The sequence below is a fragment of the Mobiluncus holmesii ATCC 35242 genome (assembly GCF_000185445.1).
Lineage (GTDB): Bacteria > Actinomycetota > Actinomycetes > Actinomycetales > Actinomycetaceae > Mobiluncus > Mobiluncus curtisii.
The window spans coordinates 1,779,116-1,804,684 of the sequence record NZ_GL622346.1; the positions used below are offsets into that span (position 1 = coordinate 1,779,116).

General features: G+C 55.5%; 24 protein-coding genes. 9 read left to right on the top strand and 15 right to left on the bottom strand.

The window, feature by feature from the left end; translation table 11 throughout:
• Positions 1 to 65: 65 nt before the first annotated feature.
• The 3 genes from HMPREF0576_RS07635 to hemQ are packed head-to-tail and all read left to right on the top strand — an operon-like array spanning position 66 to position 3,502.
• Entirely contained in the window at positions 66 to 1,352 is a 1,287-nt protein-coding gene (locus HMPREF0576_RS07635; RefSeq protein ID WP_004011380.1) for a glutamyl-tRNA reductase, read from the top strand.
• Positions 1,353 to 1,357: 5 nt separating this feature from the next.
• Positions 1,358 to 2,665: a ferrochelatase gene (locus tag HMPREF0576_RS07640; RefSeq protein ID WP_004011381.1), complete on the top strand. Its 1,308-nt coding sequence runs from the start codon at positions 1,358 to 1,360 to the stop codon at positions 2,663 to 2,665.
• A 21-nt stretch (positions 2,666 to 2,686) separates the two neighbouring features.
• Complete coding sequence (hemQ, locus tag HMPREF0576_RS07645) at positions 2,687 to 3,502, top strand: hydrogen peroxide-dependent heme synthase (RefSeq protein ID WP_004011382.1); 816 nt, start codon at positions 2,687 to 2,689, stop codon at positions 3,500 to 3,502.
• Between the two features lie 74 nt (positions 3,503 to 3,576).
• Here the strand turns inward: hemQ and HMPREF0576_RS07650 are convergent, their stop codons facing one another.
• The 8 genes from HMPREF0576_RS07650 to HMPREF0576_RS07685 form a co-directional block, all read right to left on the bottom strand.
• Positions 3,577 to 4,323 (bottom strand): M48 family metallopeptidase, encoded by a 747-nt coding sequence (locus HMPREF0576_RS07650; protein WP_004008690.1) that lies wholly within the window; start codon positions 4,321 to 4,323, stop codon positions 3,577 to 3,579.
• 202 nt (positions 4,324 to 4,525) lie between these two features.
• Positions 4,526 to 6,163 (bottom strand): cell wall-binding repeat-containing protein, encoded by a 1,638-nt coding sequence (locus HMPREF0576_RS07655; protein ID WP_004011383.1) that lies wholly within the window; start codon positions 6,161 to 6,163, stop codon positions 4,526 to 4,528.
• Positions 6,164 to 6,356: 193 nt separating this feature from the next.
• A complete protein-coding gene (locus tag HMPREF0576_RS07660; protein WP_004011384.1) occupies positions 6,357 to 8,213 on the bottom strand; it encodes a lipase family protein in 1,857 nt (618 codons plus the stop codon).
• Positions 8,210 to 8,419, bottom strand: coding sequence for a hypothetical protein (locus tag HMPREF0576_RS07665; protein ID WP_245527376.1), 210 nt, complete (start codon positions 8,417 to 8,419; stop codon positions 8,210 to 8,212). Before HMPREF0576_RS07665 ends, HMPREF0576_RS07660 begins: the two co-directional genes overlap by 4 nt.
• 229 nt (positions 8,420 to 8,648) lie before the next feature.
• Positions 8,649 to 10,298, bottom strand: coding sequence for an NAD(P)-binding protein (locus HMPREF0576_RS07670; RefSeq protein WP_036324388.1), 1,650 nt, complete (start codon positions 10,296 to 10,298; stop codon positions 8,649 to 8,651).
• A gap of 41 nt (positions 10,299 to 10,339) precedes the next feature.
• A complete protein-coding gene (locus HMPREF0576_RS07675) occupies positions 10,340 to 11,491 on the bottom strand; it encodes a thiamine pyrophosphate-dependent enzyme (RefSeq protein WP_004011386.1) in 1,152 nt (383 codons plus the stop codon).
• Between the two features lie 20 nt (positions 11,492 to 11,511).
• On the bottom strand, positions 11,512 to 12,870 hold the full coding sequence (locus HMPREF0576_RS07680; RefSeq protein ID WP_004007774.1) for a transketolase C-terminal domain-containing protein: 1,359 nt from the start codon (positions 12,868 to 12,870) through the stop codon (positions 11,512 to 11,514).
• A gap of 66 nt (positions 12,871 to 12,936) precedes the next feature.
• Positions 12,937 to 13,503, bottom strand: a complete 567-nt coding sequence (locus HMPREF0576_RS07685; RefSeq protein ID WP_004011387.1) for a 2-oxoacid:acceptor oxidoreductase family protein — start codon at positions 13,501 to 13,503, stop codon at positions 12,937 to 12,939.
• A gap of 209 nt (positions 13,504 to 13,712) precedes the next feature.
• On the opposite strand from HMPREF0576_RS07685, the gene HMPREF0576_RS07690 reads away from it, so the two are divergent.
• The gene (locus tag HMPREF0576_RS07690; RefSeq protein WP_236585971.1) at positions 13,713 to 14,993 is read left to right on the top strand and encodes a diaminopimelate dehydrogenase; all 1,281 of its coding nucleotides are present in this window, start codon (positions 13,713 to 13,715) and stop codon (positions 14,991 to 14,993) included.
• Positions 14,994 to 15,145: 152 nt separating this feature from the next.
• Here the strand turns inward: HMPREF0576_RS07690 and HMPREF0576_RS07695 are convergent, their stop codons facing one another.
• On the bottom strand, positions 15,146 to 15,784 hold the full coding sequence (locus tag HMPREF0576_RS07695) for a hypothetical protein (protein WP_004011388.1): 639 nt from the start codon (positions 15,782 to 15,784) through the stop codon (positions 15,146 to 15,148).
• A gap of 12 nt (positions 15,785 to 15,796) precedes the next feature.
• Positions 15,797 to 16,276: a hypothetical protein gene (locus HMPREF0576_RS07700; protein ID WP_036324396.1), complete on the bottom strand. Its 480-nt coding sequence runs from the start codon at positions 16,274 to 16,276 to the stop codon at positions 15,797 to 15,799.
• A 155-nt stretch (positions 16,277 to 16,431) separates the two neighbouring features.
• Here HMPREF0576_RS07700 and HMPREF0576_RS09345 point away from each other — a divergent pair, with 155 nt between their 5' ends.
• The 4 genes from HMPREF0576_RS09345 to HMPREF0576_RS07715 all read left to right on the top strand — a co-directional run bounded on the left by HMPREF0576_RS09345 (position 16,432) and on the right by HMPREF0576_RS07715 (position 19,677).
• Positions 16,432 to 16,569 (top strand): hypothetical protein, encoded by a 138-nt coding sequence (locus HMPREF0576_RS09345; RefSeq protein WP_004011390.1) that lies wholly within the window; start codon positions 16,432 to 16,434, stop codon positions 16,567 to 16,569.
• Between the two features lie 25 nt (positions 16,570 to 16,594).
• The gene (locus HMPREF0576_RS07705; protein ID WP_147285764.1) at positions 16,595 to 17,743 is read left to right on the top strand and encodes a sensor histidine kinase; all 1,149 of its coding nucleotides are present in this window, start codon (positions 16,595 to 16,597) and stop codon (positions 17,741 to 17,743) included.
• Positions 17,740 to 18,417, top strand: a complete 678-nt coding sequence (locus tag HMPREF0576_RS07710) for a response regulator transcription factor (RefSeq protein ID WP_004011392.1) — start codon at positions 17,740 to 17,742, stop codon at positions 18,415 to 18,417. Before HMPREF0576_RS07705 ends, HMPREF0576_RS07710 begins: the two co-directional genes overlap by 4 nt.
• A 105-nt stretch (positions 18,418 to 18,522) precedes the next feature.
• Positions 18,523 to 19,677 (top strand): DUF418 domain-containing protein, encoded by a 1,155-nt coding sequence (locus HMPREF0576_RS07715; RefSeq protein WP_004011393.1) that lies wholly within the window; start codon positions 18,523 to 18,525, stop codon positions 19,675 to 19,677.
• A gap of 56 nt (positions 19,678 to 19,733) precedes the next feature.
• On the opposite strand, the gene HMPREF0576_RS07720 is transcribed toward HMPREF0576_RS07715, so the two are convergent.
• Positions 19,734 to 21,437 carry an SLC13 family permease gene (locus tag HMPREF0576_RS07720; protein ID WP_004011394.1) on the bottom strand — a complete coding sequence of 568 codons (1,704 nt, stop codon included), beginning with the start codon at positions 21,435 to 21,437 and terminating at the stop codon, positions 19,734 to 19,736.
• 676 nt (positions 21,438 to 22,113) lie between these two features.
• On the opposite strand from HMPREF0576_RS07720, the gene dnaB reads away from it, so the two are divergent.
• Positions 22,114 to 23,490, top strand: coding sequence for a replicative DNA helicase (gene dnaB / locus HMPREF0576_RS07725; RefSeq protein WP_004007781.1), 1,377 nt, complete (start codon positions 22,114 to 22,116; stop codon positions 23,488 to 23,490).
• 50 nt (positions 23,491 to 23,540) lie between these two features.
• On the opposite strand, the gene rplI is transcribed toward dnaB, so the two are convergent.
• From rplI to rpsF, 4 genes are all read right to left on the bottom strand, one after another.
• On the bottom strand, positions 23,541 to 24,005 hold the full coding sequence (gene rplI / locus HMPREF0576_RS07730; RefSeq protein WP_004007782.1) for a 50S ribosomal protein L9: 465 nt from the start codon (positions 24,003 to 24,005) through the stop codon (positions 23,541 to 23,543).
• A 21-nt stretch (positions 24,006 to 24,026) separates the two neighbouring features.
• Positions 24,027 to 24,272 carry a 30S ribosomal protein S18 gene (gene rpsR, locus HMPREF0576_RS07735; protein ID WP_004007783.1) on the bottom strand — a complete coding sequence of 82 codons (246 nt, stop codon included), beginning with the start codon at positions 24,270 to 24,272 and terminating at the stop codon, positions 24,027 to 24,029.
• A gap of 85 nt (positions 24,273 to 24,357) precedes the next feature.
• Positions 24,358 to 24,906 carry a single-stranded DNA-binding protein gene (locus HMPREF0576_RS07740; protein WP_004011396.1) on the bottom strand — a complete coding sequence of 183 codons (549 nt, stop codon included), beginning with the start codon at positions 24,904 to 24,906 and terminating at the stop codon, positions 24,358 to 24,360.
• Between the two features lie 131 nt (positions 24,907 to 25,037).
• Positions 25,038 to 25,325 carry a 30S ribosomal protein S6 gene (rpsF, locus tag HMPREF0576_RS07745; protein WP_004007785.1) on the bottom strand — a complete coding sequence of 96 codons (288 nt, stop codon included), beginning with the start codon at positions 25,323 to 25,325 and terminating at the stop codon, positions 25,038 to 25,040.
• Positions 25,326 to 25,569: the final 244 nt, after the last annotated feature.

Genomic DNA, 25,569 nt, shown 5'->3' on the forward strand with positions numbered 1-25,569 from the left:
CTAACTTAGGATGCCCTTAGTAACTGTTTTGCGGGGGTAATTCTATTTAAGGTATAAAAAGGTTGATGCCTTTTCAACTCTACACCGTCAATCACCTGACCCACAGCTTGTCTGAAGTGGCTCAGGCGGCGGCTCAAGCTGCAGAAAAGGAATCGGAATGGCTCGACACTCCCGGAGTGCATTCCCTAGTCCTGGTCTCTACCTGTAATCGCGTGGAAATCTATACTTCTGCCGATCCGGAAGTGCGTTTAGTCCCTGCCTCGGAACTGCCCTCCCAGACGCAACCGTTGCAAGTTCCGTCCTGTAATCAGACACATGACGGTCCTCTCGCGTGGAATTTTATTGAAGGTCGGGCGGTTGCTGAACATTTGTATCGGGTTGCCGCGGGGTTGGACTCCATGGTGGTAGGAGAAGCCGAAGTCGCCGGTCAGGTGCGTCGTAGCTTTACGCGAGCTCAAGACTTGGGGGAAGTTCACGGGTTGATGGTACGCATGTTTGAAGGTGCGCTCTCTACCGCGCGAAAGGTTGCCAGCAAGACAGAACTGACCGGGCTGGGACGTTCGGTTGTTTCCGTGGGTCTGGATGTGGCAGAGGCGAGCGGTCGGCTCCCCAACTGGCGACAGGCACGAGTCTTACTGGTCGGCACCGGCGCTTATGCCGGGAGTACGGTCGCTCAGCTACGCGCCCGCGGAGTACGCGACATCGCTAACATTTCGACTTCGGACCGGGTCATTGCCTTTGCTAAGAATCACGGCACCCGCGTGGTTCCGGCTGCTGATTTGGTACCGGCATTACGGCAGGCAGATTTGGTCGTGACTGCCCGCGGGATTGGTGCCCCCGTGCTGCGTCGTGAACAGGTTCGCGACAGCTTGGTTGATCCAGACAGCACCTTAACCATTCTTGACCTGGCATTGCATCGTGACGTGGAAGAAAGCGTGCGGAACCTGCCGGGGGTCATGTTGTGGAATTTGGAAGATATTCGCCATCGAGTGCCGGCTTTGGCAGTGTCTCAAGTGCGCCGAGCACATGAAATTATTGAAGAAGGTTTGAGCGAGTATGACGCGGCAGTGGCGGCGCGTCACATGGACCCGGCTATAGTGCAGTTGCGTGCGATTTTCGAGCAGGCTGCTGCCGCCGAGATAGATCGACTTCCCGCTGGTGACATGATTTCTCGCGAAGCTGCAGAAGCGGCGATTCACCACGTCATTGCGAAACTGGCGCATACGCCTACCGTTTCTGCCCACATGGCTGCCGAAGCGGGCTTGGGAGCCGAGTGGGTGGGTGCCTTAGCGACCGTGTGGGGACTGACACCGGCGGTACTTGAAGCTGCCCTGAATGCCGAAGTTAGGTAAACCGCATGAGTAATCTGGCGCCTTATGATGCGTTGCTGTTGGTCAGCTATGGAGGTCCGAACGGTCCCGAGGACGTTTTGCCTTTCTTACGCAATGCCACCGGCGGGGCAGGAATTCCAGATTCTCGCCTGGAACAGGTCGGTGGTCACTATCGTCTGTTTGGTGGCGTGTCTCCCATTAACGCCCGCAATGCAGCACTGCTTTCCAGCCTGCATCAGCGCCTTGGTGATGAACTCATTTATGCAATAGGTAACCGCAACTGGCACCCGTATTTCAGTGAAAGCCTCATTGACTTGGTTGACCGTGGAGCGCGCCGGATTCTGACCTTATTTACCACCGCTTACACCTGCTATTCAGGATGCCGGCAATATCGGGAGAACCTGGCTCAAGCTCTCGCCGACCTGCGTGCTGCCCGCCCCGAGATTGCCGACCAAGTCACCCTTGACCGGGCACGTCCTTTTGCAAACACCCCCGGATTCATCAGCGCTAACGCCCGTGCTATCGCCGCAGCGGCTCGCGACTTAAACCTTACTCCGGCTTCTACACAATCCCCTGAAACACCATCAGAGCCGGTTCACTTGGTTTACGTAACACATTCGATTCCACTCGACATGGCACGACATTCCGGACCCTGTCACGGCGCCCACGGCGCGACCGTCGATTCTTCGACCACCCAGAAACCCGCGCTGTTTGACGACCGTCTTGACACTCCCGTCAGCCGACCCAGCGTCCCCATGCGCCAGCGCCAGACAGACTTTTCCCCCGCAGCCCTCAATGCTTTGCCCTCGGTAACCCGTGAGCAAGACGCCCTCGGGCAGGGCTGGACCTACCTGGCACAACACCTCGCGGTAGCGCAAGCCGTGCACCGGCACCTGTCCGCACAAGGGCTGGACCTGCCGTGGTCGCTGGCGTTTTGTTCCCGTTCCGGCTCCCCGCACCAGGCTTGGTTGGAACCCGATATTAATGACCACCTGCGTGATTTGGCAGCCTCCGGAGTGCGTCGCGTCATCGTCGCGCCTTTCGGTTTCATCTCAGATCACATGGAAGTCGTATTTGACCTTGACACCGAGGCTGCGGCGACCGCCCAGGAACTTGGTCTGGATTATCGTCGGGCTGCCACCGCAGATTCTGACCCAGAGTTCCTCGATGAACTGGCTAACCTGGTTTACGAACGGGCAGCTTTTGCCCGCGGTGAACACCCCTCACAATCCGTGGAACCCGATACCTACCCGCCGCTGGCAGAAACTTGCGGACCAAATTGTTGCCAATATCCGCGCCCTGCCCACCCTCATCTTCATCACCCCAATCACTAAACCACTAGCAAAGGAGACATTATGGGACATCCCGAGTCTGTTCAAACTGCTCCGGAAATCACCGGCGACCCCCGCGACTACGCGGTAGATTATCGCGAAGTCAATGCCAGAGATAACTATTCTCTGCACATGGTGTTCCGTCGGACCCGACCCCTGCCGACCGACCCGCAGCGCCTCGAACGCATTATCCGCCGTTTGGAAGAAGCCGTGCAGGGCGTCGTGGTGCGCGGCTGGTATGACGTGTCCGGATTCCGTCCGGACGCCGACCTGATGATTTGGGCGCTCGCCGATAACGCGGAAGCTCTCCAAGATGCCTTCCGCAAAGTTGGAGCCATCGGAACCTGCCACGGCAGACCCGCCCTGTTTGAGCCGGTATGGTCGGCGATGAGTCGCCACGTGCCCGCTGAGTTCAATGAATCGCACCTGCCGGCTTGTTGGGGTGGCTTTGCCCCGCGCAAGTACGCTACGGTTTACCCCTTCGTCCGCTCTTGGGACTGGTACTACCTGCCCAAAGCACGCCGCAATGCCATCCTCAAGGAACACGGTATGAACGGTCGCGACTACAACGATGTGGCAGTCTCAACCCTGGCGGCTTTCGCTTTGGGAGATTGGGAATGGACCATCACCCTGGAGGCTGACCGCCTGGATCGCGTCATGGGCGTGTTGCGTCAGCAGCGCGAGGTGGAAGCCCGTCTGTTCGTGCGTGTCGATACCCCGTTCTTTACCGGGGTGCGCGTCGAGCCTCGCGAGTGGGTGGATTTGCAGCCCAAGCGTGACGACGCGACCAGCCAGGGTCACCAGCCCGAAGAAACGTCCTGCGGCTGCGGACACAATTAACTCGCGCCTTTTAATCACCTTTCATCGAACCCCTGCGGGCTGTCACAAACAGGTCGCAGGGGTTTCGTTTCGGTTCAAGTAGCGTTGCGCCGGTTTAGAGCGCGATGTAACTCGCGCTCCTCGGGCAGCTTGGCAGACAGCAAGGCGTGGAATTCCGGTCCGTGATTGGCGTGAAAATAATGCGTGAACTCGTGAGCCACCACATAGTCGAGGTATTTCGGGTCTTTCGCGCTGAGTTCCAAATTAAACGTCAAGGCTCGCGTGTGCGGATTGCACGATCCCCAGCGAGACTTCATCCGCCGGATTCGCACCACACCGGGATCAATATCAAAGGCCGTCGACCATTTTGCCAAGAGTGGAGCGAGACGCATCTCCAAGGAAGACTTGCGCAATTTGTCCACGGCACGCTGACGTTTTTCCAGGGGGGCTCCCACTGGCAGGCGCAGCACAATCGCCCCCTCTCGGATTTCCGCGACCGCACAAGCGCGGGGGTGGGGGTCCTCCACGACCTTGAGGGGGACGTCTTGACCCCACCAGGCGACAGTTTCACCATCGACCAGCTGTGGTTGTGCAGCTTGCCGTTGTGTAAATCTCTGTTGCTGCTGGGAAATCCAAGCGGTCTGTTCGTCTACAAATTCCCGCGCCATCGCCAGCGACGCGCGCCAGGGAATCGAAAGGTGAAACTCGCCGTGGGCATCAATACGCAGTCGCAGGTTGCGCACATTTTTGCGGGTAAAGTACACCGGGATGCCGTCAACTCGATACACGCCCTCCGCGCGGACTCGACGGGATACCCTCTTGCTTCCGGACTGAACAGACATCGCCTTATGCTACCTGACCAGCTCACATTCTGGGTTTAAATCGCAACGAAAATGTCTCCCCGCCCGCTACCCGCGAAAATGTCGCGACCGGTCGGACAGCCGCGCCGCACGCGCCCTTGTGCAAACTAAAAATGAGTTTCGGTGCCAGGCTGTACCTGACACCGAAACCCAGGGAGATGAATAGGGGATTTCCCTCAAAGAATCAGTATTGACCGAAGTTCTGTACCGTGTACACCCATTGGCGTCCGGTAGCCGTGCCGATGCCGGTGCGGTTGAAACGCCGATCCATCAAGTTACGGTAGTGACCGGGGGATGCCACCCAAGCCTTCGTAGAGCCTGCCGCGTAAGCAGCCGGGTCAACATTGTAGTATCCGACCATGTTCTCGCCAGCGAACTTCCACCCTGCCGGGAACAGGTCCGCGTACTTCAAAGCGCCGTTAGAGTGAACAAACACATCCGTGCGGGCGACTTGCTGTGCCCAGGCACGAGCCGCATCATCCATCACCGGGTCACGAGTCAGGGACGGGATACCCGCGCCGTTGCGCGTCGCGTTGATGGCGTTGAACACGGCATTTTCACGAGCCTGGTCAGCCGGGGAAGGCTGCATCGAGTACTTGGTGTAAACCTGAGATACCCCAGCAACCGGAGCGGCATCTACTTTCTGAGCCTGTGCCGGCTGAGCGTAACCCGCTGCCACATTCATGACGTTATCCGATACCGCGCTGCCATCACCGATAGCGGTTACGGTCGGGTTACCGAAAGCAGTCACCAGGTCGCGAGTGTTGTCCTGGGCGTTACCGGGAACCAGCAGCACCGGTCCATCGCTCAGCGAGCCGGAAATCAGCGGGTAAACCAAGTCCGAACCAGAAGCCAAGTAGATGTGGCTAGCGTTAGAGAACACCGTGCGGTTGATAGCCTGAGCGGTTAGGTAACGATTCTCTCCAGCGATACGGCTGGTTGCCGCTCCACCTGCCACCTGGCTGAGACGTGAGCTGGGAACCACGCCTTCACCGCCCAGAGCTACGACCTGGGAGGCGCCCAGAGCCTTCACTGTTTCGGCGGCGGTGGCAATGTCGCCCGCATTACCGCTGACGGTAACAATCGGACCGTCACGCAGCACGCCTGCCACTGCGGCATCCGGGGAGCCCTGACCGTTAGAGCCCATTGCGTCAGCAACGTAAACCTTGGCGCTACCACCAGGGTGACCGTATTTGGCAATCGTGGCCGCGGTAGCCACGCGGTTCGGTCCAGCCAGACGGGTCACGTCGGCGACCCCGGTGTAGGTGCTGAGCTGACCAGCTACATCGGCGCTAATCGCACCCTCGCCACCAAGAACCACAATCTTGGAGGGGTGCAAACGCTTAATTTCGTTAAAGACATCGACCGGGACATTACCTGCAGAGGGAGCCAGCAAGATTGGACCGTTGGGCAGCACCGAAGCCGCCAACGCATCAACCGGGTTATCATTGCGAGCTACATAGACTTCCGAAGCTCCGCCAGGGAATGCGGTCCGTGAAATTGCAATCGCGGTTGCGGTAGGACCACCACCACCGACACGATTCGGTTTCGCAGGGGCAGGTGCGCCAGGAGCCAAGGGTTCCGCTACCGAGGAATCTTTCGCATCCGCGCTTGTGGTCTGTTGAGGCTGACCCAAGACGGGGGAGCGATTCAAATCCGGGCTGCCAACCAGCATAGCTACGGCGACCATAGCGACTAGCGCAGTGCCGCCGACCAGGAAACGTCCGAAGCGCACGCGCCCATGCACCATCGGTCGCATTGCCGCGCTGACTTCGGAGCTTTCGTCCGTCTTTACATCCATGTTAGGGGTCTTCGGTTTCATAATCCTTATTCACCTGTCCCAGTTTGTTTTTGGTATCTGCCAGACACCATTTCTTACTCTCAATACTAGCGTTTTATCCCCTCGAAACGAAGGACGTTTCCCCTGAATATCAATGAGAAATGCCTGAATATCGCCAATTTGTTTCCTGTGGGACTTACTTTCGAAACCAGTTAACCTGCAATTCTTCCCCGATTTAATTTCGCGTCATCTCAAAACGTTGCGAATCCGCGAATACGATTTTGTGATTAAGATTCATGTCATTGTTACGACATTTCAGGAAATAATCACCTTGTGAATAGTGCGTGTTCAGGAAATCATCCGCCATTTGGGCATATACCGAATCCCGGTTGTGCGCCTCGGGAATGTTAAACAAGCTGCCCCGGTTGCCCCATACTGTGACATGGTTCGCCGAGCCTGGATTCAGCCCCGCCTCCAGCTTCGGCACCAAGTCGTTACTGTTTTCAAACGAAATCATATGGATGTTTTCGGGCACCCGGTTCATTGCTCCCGCCACTGGCGAACCGGCGGTTATCACTGAACGCACGTTATAGTGGCTGGTAAATGACGGATCCGCCGCCAGGTTCGCCGCCACAATTCCCGCTTGGGAATGCCCCACCAATTCCACCGGGGTCGTGGCGTCCACCTTCATGCTTTCCAGCGCTGCCTGCACCGCTCGCGCTGGACCGGTCTTCATTCCCGCCACCGCTTCCGTATTTGTCAACATGTCCTGGGGCATCCCCGACCCAGCATCCCAACTCTCGGTACCCCGCAGAATGACCCGCACTCCCTTCTGACCGGCGGCATTGCGCCATCGTTGAATCTCGAACGCCCCGCTGTCACCGTAGGGGTCAATCGTGTTGGAATAGCGGAACACGTCGCCGGGATTTTTGGGGAATGTTCGGGTCGCCCCCGCTCGACTCCCGTCGATAGTCCACCCCAGACCCGCACCTCCGCCCTGTTTGCGAGGGTTGTACGCTTGAGTCGCCAATAGTTTGCGTTCCAGGCGTTGCGCCCGGTTTACTCCGATGAGCTTGCCCGTTGGGGTTTTGGCAAAGTTTGCCCTCCGAGTGTCCCGAGTCTCCTGTTGACTGGCGGCAAACTTGGCATACGCTCTCTGGTCATACGCGCGCAGCCACAGTGCGGGCAGCTGTTTCCCGAAAGGCACAGTTTTTCGCGGGACGATGCCGGTTTTTTCCAAGATGCCCCGGTAGGTAAAGAACTGTAGAGGTCCAAAAAGCACCATCCCTGCCACGGTGAGGGGGTCGTCACACTCGGAGGCATGAATCAGGTCTGGCGGAGTGACTTTATCGAACCAGCCGTCAAAAGCGGCGTTCAGTTCCGCAGAATCCTCAAAGCCGGGGGTGTGCAAGATGACGGTGCTCCCGTTACCGCTGACCGTCAGAGAGTTCGTCGCTCCGTATCGTTGAGCACCGAGCTTCGCCTGCATCCACGAGAGGAACACCGCTGCCAGCTCGGTATCGCTCATTTGCTCCGTGTGATAGACGTGACCGTCCACCGTGAAACTGGCGGGGAAGTATTCCCGCAACGCTAACTGGTGCGCGACCAGGCGCATCGTAATCGTTTCAAAATCAAAGGATGCAAATAGATTCCTGAGGTCGTCCTCGGTGAGTTTATACACTCCCAGGACCCGTTCAAGCTGCTGGCACAGCGACTCGATTTTTTGGCTCAACGCCACGGTGCCGCAGCGAGCCTGACACGCCACTGCTGCCGCGTTTTCAAAACGAGCCCACGCTGACTCTAGAGCTGCCAGTTGGGAACTATACAGGGCGGCGCCTTCCGGGGTCTCGCACAGCCTGACCAGCCGGGCATGAACCGCGTAATAGCGGTGTGCCAGGCGGGACTGCTCAACCGAGATGCAGTGCGACAACGCGTCCAGGACTTGCGCGCTGTACCGCAGGCTCGCCCTCAGTTGTTCCATCTGGTCCGTGTCTACGCACAAGCCGGGTCCGCCACCTACCAAAAAATCTTGCGGATGGCCCACTACCGGACTGCGGTCGTCCCCAATAGAAACATCGTCAAGCCAGCTCACAGCAGTGCCTCCAAACTCGCTTTGGCATCCTCTAGCTCATTGATGTAGTCACCCAAAATTTCTAGGTCGCGCAGCCGCTCCCGCCACCTCTCGTTATAGACCTGTGCCGCCACCCCCAGCCATGTGTGGTTTTCTGCCTTACAAAAATGAGCTACCGCCTGGGCGTGTTGCCGGCTGAACAGTCCCCAGTAACACATCTGCGCCATCATCTTCCCCCTTTGCGCACCGTCGCCAGTGAGGCTCCGGCACCACCAACCTAACCGGAGGACATCCGCCACCACACTTGTGACCGTATTTAAAAGTGGATAACCGCTTCCCGCCACGCCTGTGGAAAACCCCCACACCCGGACTTTTGCACGGAAAAACGCCTAAAAACTCACCGGCTCGGTCAAGTTTTTAGAAAATCTTGACCGAGCCGGCACCCGCAAAACGAGTCTAAATATTTTCGGGAACCATCGAAATCGCCCCGCACGGGCATTCTTCGGAGCAGATGCCACAGCCCTTGCAGTAGTCGTACTTGAACACGTACTGAGTGGGTCGAATCTTGGTGATTGCGTTATCCGGGCACACCCCGAAACAGTTGTCACATCCGAAGCAATTACCGCAACTCATGCAGCGGCGCGCCTCAAAAACGGCGGATTCTTCGTCTAAACCCTGCACGACCTCGTCAAAAGTCGAGGCGCGGCGCGGACCTTCAATCTTGTCGCGAATCTGGCGGGGAGCGTCCGCATAGTACCAGGTGTTCATGCGTTTGATGGCAGCGTCAGGAGCTTTATCTCGCGCCTGATATTCCTCGCCGTGAAGGTAGGCGTCAATGCAGCGCGCAGCCTTTTTACCGTGACCAATCGCGATGGTGACGGTGCGATTGGAGGGCACCATGTCGCCCCCGGCAAACACGCCTTTCATCCCCGTCATCATGCGAGAATCGACCTTTACCACGCCCTTTTCAACCTCGATGCCGGGAGCTTTCTCGACGATACCCAAATCAGTTTCCTGACCCAACGCCATAATGACCGAATCAGCACCCAGCTCCTCATACTCGCCGGTGCCGACCGGGAATCCGTCTTCGTTCAACACCATTTTTTCAATCTTGATAGCCCCGCCGTCCACGTGCTTAATCGTGGAGAGCCACTTCATCATGACGCCTTCTTCCTCAGCCTCCATGATTTCCGAATCATGGGCAGGCGCACGGTCGCGCGTCCGGCGATACACGATGATTGCCTCTTCGGCGCCCAAACGTTTCGCGGTCCGGGCTGCGTCTACTGCCGTGTTCCCGCCACCGTAAATGACGACGCGGCGTCCCAGCATCGGTTTCTCGTCGGTTTCCATATCTGCCAACATATCCACCGCGTCCATGACTTTTGCGGAATCCCCGGCGGGAATGTCAGCGTGACGGCCCATCTGGGCACCAATAGCCAGGAACACGGCGTCGAAATCTCCGGCGACTTCAGCCACGTTCTCTACCTTTGAGTTGAACTCAAAAGTGACCCCCATGTCGGCAATACGCTTCACTTCCTGATCGAGGATGCCACGCGGCAGCCGGTAGGAAGGAATCCCAAACCGCATCATGCCCCCTGCCATCGGACCGGCGTCCCGCACCGTGACGGTGTGACCCATCCGGCGCAGATGGTAGGCAGCCGACAACCCGGAGGGACCCGCTCCCACCACCAGCACTTTCTTGCCACTTTCGGGAGCGAGCAGACCGACCGTCCACCCTTCCAGCAGGGCTTTGTCCCCCACGAAGCGTTCAATCGCGTTGATACCCACCGCTTCGTCCACCATGCCGCGGTTACAGGCAGTCTGACAAGGGTGGTAGCACACGCGTCCCATCACCGCCGGCAACGGGTTGTCAGCCATCATCTGTTCCCAGGCCTGACGATACCTGCCTTCTTCGGCATAAAACAGCCACTGTTGGCAGTTTTCCCCTGCCGGACAAGCCTTGTTGCACGGCGGTAGGTTACTCACATAGACGGGTCGCTCGGTGCGCCACGAACCGGTCTCGTTCTCAAGGGAAGAACCGACCTCGAGGGTAATCGCAAAAGGAATAGTTTCCTCTTTCTTCAGTTCAAGTTTGGCTGGTGTCATTTTCGTTTCCTCTAACTTTTTCAATAGCTTCCGGGCGCCCGTTAGTCGGTTTCGGGTTCGTTGCTGACGTCCATTACCTGCCGCCCGGGCAGTGCCGCGGCAAAACGTCCCGCCGGGTCATCGGGAGCACTCAAGATACGTTCCCGCACGTCCTCGTCCAGTGAATCCATCTCAATCAAGCCGTAACGTTTAATGTTTCGGTCGGCAATGGCTTGAATCCGCGCTAACACTTCGCGTGAATCCGGGCCTTTGAAGACGTGAGCGAAACGACGCTGCGGCTTCAAGTAAGCCTCGACCGGGGCAGGGCGACGAATCTTGGTGACGGAAGTAATCTCTCCGTTCTCCGCTTCATACACGGGGAACAGCCCGGTCTGAATCGCCAAACGAGCCAAAGTGACCGTCAAGTTTGAGTTTGAACCCCACCCCAGCGGACAGGGCACCAAAACATGCAGGTAGCGCGCTCCGCGGTAAGTCATCGCCTTTTGCACCTTGTATTCCAAGTCACGCAAATCCGCTACGGTCGCGGTGGCGACGTAAGGAATCTCGTGTGCCATCGCAATCCGCGGCATGTCTTTACCTTGGGTAAACACGTTGCCGGGATGTTCGCCGACCGGCTGAGTCGTCGCGGTGCGTGCCGCCGCCGGGGTTGCCCCAGAACGCTGCACCCCGGTGTTCATATAGGCTTCGTTGTCGTAACAGATAAACAGGACGTCGTCGTTACGTTCAAACATGCCGGATAGGCACGCCATCCCAATATCGACGGTGCCACCGTCTCCGCCTTGAGCGACCACACGAATGTCGTCTTTGCCCATAGCTTTCAAACCCGCGGCCGCTCCGGCTGCCACCGCAGCGGCGTTACCAAACAGGGAGTGCATCCAGGGAATCGTCCACGCGGTTTCCGGGTACGGGGTCGAAAACACTTCCAAGCAGCCGGTCGCGTTGATTGCCACCATTTTGCCTTTGGCGGCAGTCGTAGCGGTATCAATCGCGTACCGAGCTCCCAGCGCTTCACCACAGCCCTGACAGGCGCGGTGTCCGGAAGTCAAGGAGTTTTTCCGGTTCGGGTCGGATTGCAGGGAACGCCACTGCAGGTCTGCCAACCGGTTACCGACCGCGAAGGAGCCGACTTGATAGAACTTGACCTGTTCGCGGGCCGGAATTTCGGTCTGTGCAGATTGCGTGATTTCAGTCATTTTCTTCTCCTCTGTTCGGCTTATTCGGCCTGGTCGGGCACTACCGGGACGGCGTCTTGCTTGATGGACGGGGAAGCCACGCGCGGGTTGCCGACCTTGTCCGCCTTGGGTTTCGGACCGGCTTCGGCAATTTTTGCGTTGGCGCGCAGCACCCGTTCGCGTTGCAGGTTGGTGGCAAAAGCGCCGGAGCGCCGGGTAGCGGCTTCTCGCTCCAGTTCTCCTTGCACCAGTTCCATGTCCAAGTCCATGAAGGTCAGAGGCTCGATGGTGTCTGCCACGGCCTGATCCAGCATGGCGTGCAGGGAATTCTTGGTGATGTTGCGCCCACCCAACCCAGCAATAACTTCGTAGCAGGTGAAAGGCAGTCCGCGCATCGCCGCGCGCAGCTCGGAAGAAACAATCCCGCCAATCCCCAGCTGGAAGGCTTTTTCGAGACACACCACGCGCTTCGCGCTTTGCAACACCTCACGGATGGCCGCGAAGGGGAAGGGTCGGAAGGACACGAGAGACATAATGCCAATCTTTTCGCCATTCTCACGCCGCTGATCGACCACGTCCTTGAGCGTGCCGACCACGGAGCCCAGCGCCACAATGATGGTTTCGGCGTCCTCGCAACGGTAGGTGTGCAGCAAACCGCCGGAATCTCGCCCAAAAATACTCTTAAACTCAGACTGTACCTGCGGAATGAGGTCCAAGGCCTGCAGCATCTTGTGGTGGGCGATATAGCGCACTTCGGTAAAGGCTTCGGGACCGACCATTGCCCCGATAGAGAGCGGATCGTCCGGGTCCAGTACTTGACGGGGTTCATAAGGGGGCAGGAACTGTTTGACCTGTTCCGGTTCGGGCAGGTCGACCTGTTCGACCGCGTGGGTGAGGATAAACCCGTCCATGCACACCATCACCGGTACGCTGAGTTCCTCCGCGATGCGAAACGCTTGCACGTGCAGGTCCGCGGCCTCTTGGTTGTTTTCAGCAAATAGTTGCAGCCATCCGGAATCACGCTGGCTCATCGAGTCGCTGTGGTCATTCCAGATATTGATAGGCGCACCGATGGCTCGGTTCGCCACGGTCATTACGATGGGAAAGCCCAGACCGGCAGCGTTATACACGGCCTCGACCATATAGAGCAGACCTTGTGAAGCGGTAGCGGTATAGGAACGTGCCCCCACGGCTGAAGAGCCGATACAGGCACTCATGGCAGCAAACTCGCTCTCGACGTTGACGTATTCACAATGTTCGAGTTGACCGGACTTCACCAGGGCGGACAGGGCTTCGACGATGTGGGTTTGGGGACTGATGGGGTAGGCAGCGACCACGTTGGGCTGGCAAGCCGCGACGGCTCGAGCAATCGCCTGGGAGCCTTCGATTTGTTTCAGCATTTCTTCTTCTTCCTTTTAGTGCCGAGTCCGGGGCGCGCCACACTGTCCCGGTGCCGCGGGGGCATTTCAGACCATGTTTGCTTTTACATATTCATAAGCGGTCGCGGCGGCTTCTACGTTGGAGTCACCGACTTTGCCTTTAAACTTGCCACGAATGGCGTCCTCGACCGATTCCAGTTTGATGATCCCGGTCAGCGCTGCCAGTCCGCCCAGCAAAACTGCGTTCGGCAGGGGACGTCCCAGCTTTTCCAGGGCGATTTCAGAGGCGGGCATGGACATAAAATGACCCTGCGGCAGCCTGGTCTCGAGCTCTGACACCCCCAGTTCGGCAGCGGTCTTTTGGGAATTTACCAGCGCGTATCCGTTATCTTTCAGTCCCGAAAACGGATCCATAATTGCCAGCAAGGTCGGGTCTTGTACGATGACAATGTCCGGATCCAAGATAGGTTCCCGAGAGCGAATTGCCTTATCTTCAATCCGGCAATAGCTCACGACGGGAGCGCCGGTCCGTTCCGACCCGAAAGACGGGAAGGCTTGGGCGTGGTGGCCGTCAGCAAAAGCCGCGTAAGCCATTAAATCGGAAGCGGTAACCACACCCTGACCACCGCGACCGTGTACTCGAATCTCAACCATGTTTCGAGCCTATGTTTCCCACCCGGTTTTGTCCTCTATCGCGGATAAAACCGGGGTTTTGCAATGAACAGTCCCCGTAAAAAATTGGGCTTGGGCAGTCTTTAAAAGCAGCATAGACTTGCAAAAAACGTGCCCGCGCTACGATTTCCCCTTTAGGTTGAGCGTAAATGAGCTAAACTTGTGGCACGCACGAGCCAATGGGGGCAACGATGACACAGCAAGAAGACACTCGTATTCGCGTCGGGGTGGTCGGATTCGGTAACTATGGCAAAGCGGCTGCCAAAGCCGTGGGCAAGTGTCGCGATATGGAACTGGTGGCGATTTTTTCCAAACGCGACCCGCAAAAGCTGCAAAACTCTTACGCCAAGGTTTACCCCACTGATACGGTGGCACAGTTCGCCGACCGTATCGACGTGGTCATTATTTGTGACACCTTGGCGACCAAGCTGCAGGAAGAAACCCCCCAGCTCGCCCAATACTTCCACACTGTTGACGCCCACCCCTTGCGTGGCAATCCACCCTCGGCCGCGGAAGTCGACGCGAAACGTCAGCTGCGCATGGAGGAACTGGAGAACATGGCGAAAGATATCGCTGCACGCCAGGCAGCTCTTGATGCCGCCGCCGGCGTGGAGCAAACTGCCGTTCCGGAAGCAACTTCACAGGCAACGGCAGATGGGAATGTGGCTCCCGGCGGAGAGGGTGCGGAAGACCTCGATGAAGGCATTCATGAAGTCTCCGGTATGATGCTGCCCGCATTTATCAAAGAGCCGGTTTTTCAGCCAGTTTACAAAGCATTCCCCGATTACTTCGCGGCGGTAGACCAAGCGGGACAATCCACCAAACACGTGTCTTTGTGCGCCGTCGGTTGGGAGCCGGGTCTGATGTCGATGTTCCGGGTTATCTCTGACTCGCTGTTCCCCAAGACGAAAACTTACACATTTTGGGGGCGCGGGATTTCGATGCAGTGGTCCAATGCGATTCGCGCTTTTGACGGCGTGTTAGACGCGGTGGCTTACCAGGTACCCAAAGAGGAACCCCTTACCGCAGTGCTCAACGGGGAACCCATCTATGATGATTCTCGCAAAGCCCTGCACTACATGGAGTGCTACGTGGTGGCTGACCCAGCCTATGACAAAGAGCAGCTGCGTGAGGAAATCATGGAAATGCCGGGCTGGTTTGCCGACTACGACACCCAGGTTACCTTCCTGAGCCGCGACGAAATGCGCGAGTTTCATTCCAGACTCATCCATGCCGGACTGATTTTGTCGCGCGCCTCGACCTCCCAGGGCGTTAATGAACAGATTAAGTTGGAAATCGACATGGACGATAATCCCGAGTTCACCGCCTACGTCATGGTGGCAGCGGCTCGGGCGGCTTACCGGGCCGGGCAAGCTGGCTGGTCAGGGGCACACACCATGATGGAAATTCCTCCCATCTGGATGCATCCTGACTCGCCAGAAAAGCTTCGTTTCCAAATTTCCGAGTCGTAGGTATTCCTAGGTGTCTTGATGACGCACCCGGCAATACAACGCCGGCGTTCACAGACTAACAGTTCAAGCAGTTTCTGATGCCTCTATAATTGCTGATGAACACCAATTTGAACTGGAATCAGAGCCTAGAGAGATGAGTATAAGTGTGCGACCTAATGCTTGTCTTTGCTGGCTAGAAGGTCATAGAGCTTACTGAGCATTTCCTGGGTTTCGATGAACTCGCGGCTTCCGGGTTTACCGTTTTCTTTAAACCAGTTTTTCAGCATATTAAAATCTTTCAAGCCTAGCTCGCCGCTGATGATGCCTTTTTCCTTCGACAATGCAACAGTTGTTGCTAACATCCCGATTTGACCGATACTCATATCCGACCCCTGCGCGGCCTCAATGGTTTGAACTTCGTAACGCGTCAACCGAGCCAAACGCTGCACCGTCCTTCGGTCATTTGTCAAAGTTAAAACACCGTTAGGCAGCAAAACACCTTCCTGCATTTTGTATGCTGCATTGGCCGCCAAACCAGGCCCCTTCAAATCAGAGATAGCCTTATAAATTTGGCTGCGATCGGTAACTTTCTGTGTCAAATAGGCCCTCTCATCCGCATTGATAAAACCGTGTTTTTCGAGCTTGTCAAACATATAGCTCAAATCTACCTTAGTTCCCCAGGCTTCCTCCCCACCTGGGGAAACAGTCACTGATGAGGTCGTTTCCATCGATTTCTGAAAGCCCTGCGCGGTCGAAACGTGAGGACTGACATTAGGCATCGACGTCCCTTGGAACGAACCAACATTAATCATTGCAAAGCCCCTCTACTCATATGACACCTCAATAGATTGCTTGGAAATAACCGTAACAGGAAAAATCGGTTGATTTTTGCTGTCCATAACGCCCCATTTAAAATAGAACGAGGTAGCGGGGGGATAGCCTGCAAAATCCGTAATAGTGCCATTAACACTTGCGCCATAAACAAACTGGGTAATGTCTGCGCAGTAATATTCAGAGTAGCCAACAGGGCACAACCCTGCAGCTAAACCCTGACCGACGGTCGGAGGATTTGTAATGGTTGCGCGAACTTTTATGTTGGTGATTTTGCCTACCAGGTCATTCGTCCAGGGCTTCAACTTTGCAGAATCGTACCATTGCTGTGTTCTGTATAAGCTGGGAGCACCTGTTACTTGGTCCATCCAGGAACCTGGTCCGACGGCAACAGCACTTGGGATTCCGGCAGAAAATGCCAACAAAAATGCCGCTACTGTTCCAGACAGGATTTCAGGAATACGTTTTTTCATAATTTGTTCTCCTCACACGTAATTGTGGTCGATTTGACCGTTACCTCCCACACTAGGGCAAAACTGCAGTCGTGAAAATATCCCAAAATTGGGGTATTCCACCTTAGAGACGATTCCGATAGAGTGCGCTTAAACGTCTTTACGAGGAGGCTTTGATGCGTATTATTGCTGTTCAAATTGCTTTTCTAAGCACCGTGGGTCTGACTCTCGGAGCCTGTCTGCCGCAAAGCGACTTGATCGCCGAGGAACACTCTGAAATCACAATCTGCGACATCATTCCCCAGCTATGCTGAGTCTAAGCATCATGGGGAGGGAAGTTTGCACCTTACAAAACCTTGTTTACCCTGGATTTCCAGGAATAAGATTCTTTTAGCTGTGCTGTTCCTGGGTATTGTTCTTGACTTCAGCATTACCCGAATTCGTGACAACCCCTGGAGTGTTTTAGGTGAACTAATCGGATTCGTAGTTTTCCTTGGCTACATATTTTTCCCTCGCGTAGGTGGATGGGTTTTTATTGCTGCAGTCGTTGCTATGAATGCGGTTCCCGCGGTTGAATTTGGTCTGGTGGTGTACTTGACGATTCCGGTGATTTTTGACTGGTCTTGGCGCGGCTGGTGGAAGCAGAGCTTGATTGCAACGCTCGTCAGTTCACTTGCGATAATGATTGGTTTTGCTGGTAAATACAATACGATTGCCAGCATTTTTTACGCCTTGCTCCTGCTTTTTGCTTTCGGGGCAGGTTTTGTGCTGCGCCAGTACATTGAAGAAAATCTGCGGCTGAACATACATTCGGTGATGGAACAACACCGTTACGAATTAGCTTTACTACAGACCAAGCAGGAATTGTCAGCAGAGTTGCACAACTATACGGCAGGAACGCTCTCCCGATTGACAACCCTGTCGGCCAAACTATTGGAAGATGCCAAGGATTCCCCCGAAACAAGTGAGGAAACCCGACTACGTTTGGAGTTGCTGCATGGAGAGTCTGTGCGAGCCCTCAGCGAACTGCGAAGAACATTAAGTGTGCTGGGACAAAATCCTACACTGAAAGCAACCCCCACACCCCTCGCCACCTCGCTAGATACGGCTAGAGACGTCGCGACGGGATTTGGCTTCAACGTAGAAATCGACACCGACCCTGAGAACCTTGGCACACTGAGTACCGCCGTCACCAGCTTGTTGCGTGAATGTGTCCGTGAAGCCCTAACGAACTTGATAAAGTACGGCAACCCCGAAAAGCCGTGTCGTGTGTCTATTGAGGTTGACGATACGGAGGGGATAGTAGATTTCACGATGATGAATTCAATTAGTTCTTTCTCTGCCAATCCGGTGTTGAGCAGCGGCAGGGGTTTGAAACTTTTGGGGGAGCAACTTCATATTTCAGGTGGTGTCCTCGAGGCGGGACAGACCGGGGAGCATTGGGTGTTACACATCACCATCCCTCTCGAGATGGAAGTGACAAAATGAGCCGACAGGAAGTTATTAGGGTCATTTTTGCAGATGATGATGAGCTTTATATGCACGAGATGAGCATCCTCCTGAACAGTTTGGATTACATAACAATCGTCGGCAAGGTCGGGAACGGTCTCGATGTGATGAATCTCATTGAGAACACAAATCACGATGTGATGCTATTAGATGTGGCCATGCCGGGGATGAGTGGTATTGAAACGATTACATCCGCGCTGACACGCAATCCGGACGAACGGATTATTATGCTGACCGCTTTTGAACGTCCCGATATGCTACGTGCGGCCTTAACAGCCGGAGCGAAAGGATTTCTGACCAAAGAGACTGAGTTCCGCGAGATTGGTGAGGCCATTAAACGGGTGTACAGAGGCGAGAACGCCCTGGATAACAAGCCGTTATCGATGGTTATGGACTATTTCGTGTCCACCAATCCTCAACCTGCTAACCTGCAGCTGCAATCCCAAATCGATGCTCTACCCCAGCATTTACGCCAAGTCGTTCAACTCATAGGCAAGGCTTACTCCAACAAAGAAATCGCGGCCGAAACCGGACTGTCCATAAATACCGTGAGTACGTACGTAAAATGTGCCCTCGCCAAACTTGGTATGCGCCGCGGAGAATTGACCATGCAGATAATCCGTTTGGGTCTGGACCAGACACCACCGGTTTAACCAAATGTTTTACAAATTCCCACCATGCTTGGACAAAATTGTTTTGAATGAAACGTGATTTCCGGCAATATCAGTTCCACTCCCCAAGTCAGCTAAACTGCCTCTGTGACGGATTTTGCGCAGCGGCTGCTGGGGCGACCGACCCTGACCGGTCGAGTGGTCGGCTTGGATATGGCACGTGGTCTGGCGATTTTGGGCATGTTCACGGCGCACATGTGGGTTTCGGTGCAAGGTCCTGTTTCCAGTGTGATGGCGTGGTCTCATGGTCGTTCCGCCCCGCTGTTTGCGCTGCTCGCAGGGGTTTCGATGGGCATCATGCAGCAGCGTCTGTCACGCCATTTTGCCGGTTCCCCCGCGTTGTCGAGACGCTTTTACGGTGAAAAAATCCTGGTGCGCTCTGCTTTCTTAATTCTTCTCGCCACCCTGCTCAGCCTCATCAACACCCGTATCCTGCTGATTCTGGATAACTACGGGGTGTGGATGGTTTGCGCACTGTTCTTGGCGGGTCTGTCCGTTCCCATGCAGCTGGGGGTCATCGGACTGTTGCTGGTGGCGGGCATTCCGCTGTGGCACTACCTGAACCTGCTGTTTTTACCGCCCGAAATCGGGGTCGTCCTGGGACTCAATGATTATCAGATGCCCACGTTCCTCATCTACGTACTCACTGGGTTGATTCTGTGGCGTTTGGGTTGGGCGGGGGTGACCATTCGAGCGCACCGACTGCAGAAGTACGGTGCGGTCATCGGGTTGGGGACTGCTGGCGTAATTTTCGGGGTCGGCACCGCCGTTGATTCGCTGCGTTTGGGACGGTTTTCGGAGGTACTTTTCGGGAACGACACCCTGTCTATCGCCAATCCCACTCCGGCACAGTTTTGGTATCAAACCTTAATCTATATCGCGCCACATACAGACTCGGTAGCGGAAACCGTGGCAAACACGGCTTGGTGCGTGGGTCTGACTTCCCTGTTGCTGCTGGCAGGATCCACTTTCAACCGGTTCTTTTCCCCGTTAGCGGCATTGGGTTCGATGGCGCTGACCATTTATACCCTCCACGTTATCTGGCACGCCATCACTTTCCGCTTGTTCGGGTATCCCGGACTCATCCCCTCTCTCATCATCATGATTGTCGTTTTCCTGCTGGTCGCGAGCCTGTGGCGGTTACGATTTGGCAAAGGTCCCTTGGAAGCTTTCCTGGCGCGCTTGAGCGATCCTCCTCTCCGCGCCGATTGCGCCGCGGGAAAACCCACTAAAAACGATTAAAAACGTGTCGGTCGGCAGGAAACCCACCGACCGACACGTTTGCGTTTAGAAACCGTTTACGGCAACACCAGACCAAAGATGGGGATAGCCAGGGCAAATACCGTGATGGTAATCAGCACCAAGCCCACCAGAGCGATGATGAAACCGCCCTTGATCATGTCGGTAATCTTGAGATACCCAGAACCGTAAGCAATAGCGTTTGGCGGGGTCGCTACGGGGAGCATGAACGCACAGGTCGCAGCCAGAGCTGCCGGGATTGTCAGAATCATGACGTTAGGACCTTGCAAGCCGATACCCATGGCGACGCCACCGATAATCGGCAGGAAGGCAGCAGCGGTGGCAGTGTTGGAAGTCAACTCGGTCAGCGCCAGCACCAGGGCAGCGACAGCCAGCACAATCAGCACGATTGGGGCTCCTGCCAGTCCCTTCACCTGTTCGCCAATGTAGTAAGACAGACCGGTGTGCTCAAACTGCTTGGACAGCGACAGACCGCCACCGAACAACAGCAGGATGTCCCACGGAATTGTCTTGGCTTCGTTCCAGGTCACCAGACGTTCTCCGTTGGGCTTACCGGGGATGATGAACAGCAGCACCGCCACGCTCATCGCCACGATAGCGTCAAGCTTCTTGGGACCTTCAATGCCGGTAGCCTTCAAAATCAGCGGCACGAAAATCCAGCAGAACACTGCCAGGATGAACAGCAACATAACCAGCAATTCGCCGCCACGCAATTTCCCGAGCTTGGCGTATTCTTCGTTAATCAATTCCTTACCGCCGGGGATTTCATCAATTTCCGGCTTGAACATGACGAAAGTCAAAATCCACCAGGCGAACAGCGTAAAGACAATGACCATCGGCAGCCCCATCAGGAACCACTTGCCGAAGTTAATGTCGTAGTGCAGGGTATCGCTCATGTACGCCTTCAAAAGGGTGTTCGGGGGGGTCCCGATGGGGGTCGCCAACGAGCCGATAGAGGCGGAGTAGGCGATAGCCAGCATCAAACCGACAGCAAAGTTGGAACGCTTGATACCTTTCTTTTCCGCCATGGCCGAAGCCACATCGTCGCCTTCGTTCAACAGACCGGACATCACACCACCGTGGATAGCGCCACCGTAGGCGGCTTCCACATCCAGTCCTTTGCTGGCGGCGGAGTTCTTGTCCCGAGCTGATTCAAACAGCTGCACTACAGACAGACCGATGGGTAGCATCATCACAGCGGTAGCGGTGTTGGACACCCACATCGAAATAAAGCCGGTAGCAATCATGAAGCCCAGCACCAGACGGCGCGGCTTCACCCCGACGACGCGGACGATACCCAGAGCCACGCGCCGATCAAAGTGCCAGCGCTGCATGGCAATAGCCAGGATGAACCCGCCCATGAACAGGTAAATCGTGTCCGAAGCATAGGATCCGGCAGTGCCGGCGTAGTCGTTGACTTCCAGCAGGGGGAATAACACCAGCGGAACCATTGCCGTCGCAGCCAGCGAGATAGCTTCGGTCATCCACCAGATAGCCATCATGACCGAAATCCCAGCGACCAGGTACACTGCACCGACATTCATTTCTTCTTCTTTGATGACGTCAGCGCCGACAGACTTGGTAATGACGTCTACCGCGTCACGCGGAATCAAAAAATAAACGATGGCACCCAGAATGATGCCACCGAAGAGCCCGATGATACGAACTTTTGAGATTTTCTTTTCGCCTTCGGATTGCTCCACATCGTGTCTATCAACCGGAAGGACTTCCTTTACACTCATACTTTTGCGTGCCTTTCGTGATTAATCAGCTCAGCTTTGAGCTGACTTGGCACATTGTATATGACAATTTGAGAAGCAAATCTCAAACCGGCAACCATTATCGGGATTTTTTTGGTAAACGTCCAGGTTATTCCCGTGTCAGTATGTGAGATTAGCTTTTTTCGCACCTTGATAGTTCACCAGTCCGGGGCACGGGTCGGTCTGTGTCCGCGGTTTTCCAGGGGTGTGGATAACCTGTGGATAAAATCTCGGACGTCGAGGGAATTTTCACCTTTGGTCTGCTTGCCAAAGCCGTCGCAAGTGTGCTAAAGGGACCCGCTGCAAGCATAAATACCCTGTTCAACGGCATTTTGTCCACTTAAACCTTATTTACGTAGTGAAAGGTTTTACCTCCGCAGCGCTGCCATCCTTAATTCACAGCGACTGTGGATAACCTGTGAGTTTCTAAACCGCGACATCTCACCTAACTTTGCCAGACAAGCCGCGGTAACCGCACCCTTCCAAAACCAATCCACCGTCTTACCCACGGCTTATCCACAGCTTTATGCCGGGTTGTCCACTTATTTTCCACCAAAATGGTTTGCTTAGTGAACACCGAAAGCGTAGGTTTGAGACCTGATGTTTATTCTTTTCACCCCTTTTCGTCAGGGGTGAAGTGTCGGCGAAAGGAGGACCTGTGGAAGACACCGACGCACCTCCGCTTGACCGGATTCCCCCACATAACATCCTGGCAGAACAATGTGTACTCGGTGCCATGATTTTGTCCAAGAACGCTATTGCCGACACTTATAAGCTGCTGCTGCCCAGCGATTTCTATGACTCGCGTCACGAGATTATCTTTAACACCATCCTGGACCTCTACGCTGCGGGAGCGGCATCCGATCCGGTGACGGTTCCTGCTGAACTGGAGAAACGCGGACAGCTCTCTCGCATCGGCGGTTTAGATTACATTCATACCGTCGTCCACTCGGTGCCCACCGCCGCTAACGCTGCCTACTATGCCCAGATTGTGCGCGACCAGGCGACGTTACGCGGTCTGGTCGAAGCGGGCACCCGCATCACCCAACTCGGCTACGCCATCGACACCACGGATGCGGATGAACTCATCAATACGGCTCACGCTGAGCTGGACCGTGTCAGCGAAAAGCGCACTTCTGAGGACTATCGGCTGCTATCCGAACTGCTTACGCCGGTCTTGGACGAAATCCAGCAAACCGATGATGACCCGCACACCGTGCACACGGGGTTTCTCGATTTTGACCGGGTGACGAACGGTCTGCACGCCGGTCAGTTGGTCATTGTGGCAGCTCGTCCGGCAATGGGTAAATCAACTTTCGCGCTCGATATTTTGCGTCACGTGACTCTCAGAGAGAAGCGTACCGCGGCGATTTTTTCACTGGAGATGTCCGCCGCGGACATCATTAAGAGGATGCTTTCCGCGGAAGCCAGCGTGCCACTGTCTCTGTTGTTTGCGGGAATGCCCAATGACGGTCAACAGAACCAAGCTAACTGGGACAATATCGCATCGGCATATAACCGGATGAAGTCCGCGCCTTTCTTTATTGATGATTCCCCGAACCTGACCATGCCCGATATTCGTGCCAAATGCCGGCGTTTAAAGCATTCCCACGATTTGTCACTCATCGTCGTGGACTACATCCAGTTGATGAGTTCACACAAGCGTATTGAGTCGCGTCAACAGGAAGTTTCAGAGATTTCGCGATCCTTGAAGCTGTTGGCAAAAGAGCTGGAGGTGCCGGTCATTGGAGTCGCTCAGTTGAACCGTGGACCGGAGTCTCGTACGGATAAGAAACCGATGATGAGCGACCTGCGAGAATCGGGATCTTTGGAGCAAGACGCCGACATGGTGTTGCTGTTGCATCGCCCTGAGTATTACAACACCGATGACCGACCTGGTGAAGCTGACCTCAATATCGCCAAGCACCGTAATGGTCGCACCGAAGTAATTAACCTGCAGTTCCAGGGCAAGTTTTCGCGTTTTGTTTCGGGGATTCGTGCCAATCAAGAAGAACCCCCGCCTCCGGACTATTAAAAAGCCAGGTGCCGGAAACCCACAGGTTTCCGGCACCGCTTGTTTAGGCTCTACTTCTCAGCCCGCACCGTGACCTCGAGCGGTGAGGTGAGTTCTTCGAACAGACGCACTGTCAGTTGGTAAGTACCGACCGACTTAATGGGCTGCTCGATGACAATCTTGCGCTTGTCGATTTCCGCGCCCTTTTGCTCTTTCACTGCCGCCGCAATCTGAGCGGTGGTGATAGCCCCAAACAGCCGCCCGTTCGCGCCAGCCTTGGCGTCAATCAACACTGGATCTCCCTCGGCAAGTTTGGCTTGCACTGCCTGCGCGACTTCCATCGAAGCAATCTGCTTCTTTGCCAAGGCGGCCTTCATCCGGTCGATTTCCACCTGGGATCCCTTGGTCCAGGGCATCGCCAAACGACGAGGCAGCAGGTAGTTGCGTGCGTAACCGGGACGTACCTCAACCACGTCACCAGCGTTACCGAGCTTGGCGACTTCGTGTGTCAAAACAACTTTCGTATTCTGAGTCATGGCTAACTTCCTCCCTCAAAATCAGCGGCCGGAACCGGAGTAGGGCAGCAATGCCATCTCGCGGGCGTTCTTAACCGCTTTCGCAATCTGACGCTGTTCCTGCACGGACACACCAGTGACGCGACGGGCGCGAATCTTGCCGCGGTCCGAAATGAACTTGCGCAGCAAAGCGGTGTCTTTGTAATCAATGTTGCCAACCTTTTGAGCCTTTAGCGGGTTGGTCTTTTTCTTAATGGGTTTGGTGTTATTACGCATCTGCTTACCCATATTGATCTCCTTTTATATTGTGTTGAAAAACTTATCTATGCTGTGTCGGAATGCCGGGTTGAATACCCTAGCACGGCAGACCGGTTTAGAACGGCGGATTCTCGCCAAAGCTGGAATCGGCGGGAGCACCATATCCAGGCGCGGGCGAACTCCAGGCATCCCCATCGGATCCTCCAGCGGGTGCTCCGTAAGTGGGCTGCGGACCAACTCCGCCAGGAGCGCTGTTGTAGCCGCCGCCGTTCGGGTTGGCACCAAACCCACCCTCACTGCGCTGAGTCCGGTTTACCGAAGCGGTAGCAAAACGCAAGGACGGACCAATCTCGTCAACCGTCAGCTCCACTGAGGTGCGACGAGAGCCGTCTTGGGCTTCCCAAGAGCGCTGCTGCAAACGACCCTGCGCAATGACGCGCGACCCCTTGTGCAGGGATTCCGCGACATTTTCAGCCAGTTCCCGCCAAGCGGTACAGCGCAAGAACAGAGCTTCGCCGTCTTTCCAGCTGTTGGAGACGCGGTCAAATGAACGCGGAGTTGACGCAATCGTAAACGAAGCCAGCGCCGTGCCAGATTGACCCCAGCGAAGTTCCGGGTCAGCCGTTAAGTTGCCTATTACCGTGATAATCGTGTCGCCTGCCATTGTTTCTCCTTAGTTACAATCAATCCGGGGCGTGGTGCCAAAATCCGCTCTCTGTGTACCGCCGTTTCCGGCTCTACTCAACATATCAGGGACCCTGGAGACCAAAATTCGCCTCCGTTTGAGTGGAAAAATTAGGCATCCTTGCGCATCAGTTTGGTGCGCAGAATCGACTCGTTTAGACCCAGCTGACGGTCCAATTCCTTGGCGATTTCCGGGGTGGTTTCCATATCGACAACCACGTAAATCCCGTCCGTCTTTTTCAAAATGGGGTAGGCGAGCTTGCGCTTGCCCCACACATCAAGTTTCTCAACTTTGCCCCCCAGGTCTTTTACCTGACCAAACAGGGCACTCATCGAGGGTTCGACAGTGCGTTCATCGACCTCGGGGTCGATAATCACCATCATTTCATATTTCCGCATGTAACTCTCCTTTGGTCTTAACGGCCCCGGTCTCTCCGGAGCAGGAGTCGCCGCCTTGGCGCGGCGCCAAAACAGCCTTACGATTCTAACGTTTTCCGCTCACTTTAGCCAATTCACAGGTCTGTAAGGCGATAGCTCGGGACCTTGCCACCAATGGAATCGAGAAACATGTCACCACACGCCACTCTGCCAGGAGCGTCCACGACCGCAGACCGGCTCCACCTCGCTTGTGAATCGGTCACCA